The following is a 1,070-nucleotide window of genomic DNA, read 5'->3' as shown; positions in this document are numbered from 1 at the left end:
CTCAAGTTTCCAATTTAGATTTATGAGGCCTTAGCGTAAATTCTTAGAGCTTCTAAGCGTTCACTATTATCTATTATTTGTGTGATTAAATCCTCCTCTTCTGCCCCTAATAAATTAGCAACGATTGAGATGATCTCTATAATGATGTCCCAAATTTTCTCCACAACAGTTAGCTCGTGTACACCATAATAGACGTCCTTGTAGAGTCCACCAATAGTCTCGTAGTCATGTAGTCTTTTCACCATTGAAAGCAGATTGTATCGTATCATCACTAGTGAAATGTGGGCAATTTGGCTTGAAAAGTCTCTAGCAGAGCATTTCTCAAGGTATAGGATTCTCTTGCTGTCTGAAAAAAACACCTCTATTGACCACCTCATTGCATAAATCTCATAAGCACGTAAAAAATCTAGTGATCTATCCGTTGTTAAGAGAACTCTCCACTTCCCCTTTTTTCCTTGCCTAATGAGAAATAGGCGGACTTTGTACCTGTCTAATGCCACATCAATACAGCCATAGTAGCAATGCAATTTCCTGCTGTATTTTATTTCATTAGCATCTTTGAGTTTCTTAATAATGGCTTTAGCAGTGAGTTCTCTCCATTTTTCTGTCATGTATTTCGTGTTGCCCAACTTGGCCATTCCCAGTAAATGAAATTTCCTTCGGCTTCTTGAAACAAGCTTCAAAAGAGCTGTGCAGGTAAACCAACTATCCACTAAGAGATAATCAAAAGGGACCCCAGTGCGAATCGCATGTCTAACCATTTCAATGAGCTTGTCTATCTTACTCATAAATAGCTCACTCTCTCTTTGGGCAGTGCAACAGCCTTCTTCACGCTCCCTCCTAAACCTCTTTTGCCTTTCTTCTGATGTCAGACCCTGCTTCTTACCAGATACACCTCCTTGCTCCCCGTGCAGTGAAGCATCAAGCATATATTGCGATATGCCATCGCTCCAACAAAGCATAAGAGCTTTAAATCCGAGTATAAATTGATTGCGAGCATGTGAGAAGATAAAGCCAATATTCTCAATCCTTTTGCCACTTTTACGAAGATCCGTATCGTCAACGATTAG

Annotated in this window: 1 protein-coding gene; it reads right to left on the bottom strand. The window is 39.9% G+C overall.

What is annotated here, in order from left to right; genetic code table 11:
* Positions 1-20 precede the first annotated feature (20 nt).
* Positions 21-1,070: IS4 family transposase (locus IX315_RS09575; protein WP_211837420.1), on the bottom strand; the 1,050-nt coding region annotated here is incomplete at its 5' end.

This window comes from Porphyromonas levii (assembly GCF_018206105.1).
GTDB classification, from domain to species: domain Bacteria; phylum Bacteroidota; class Bacteroidia; order Bacteroidales; family Porphyromonadaceae; genus Porphyromonas_A; species Porphyromonas_A levii.
This window is presented reverse-complemented; position numbering and strand designations above follow the sequence as displayed.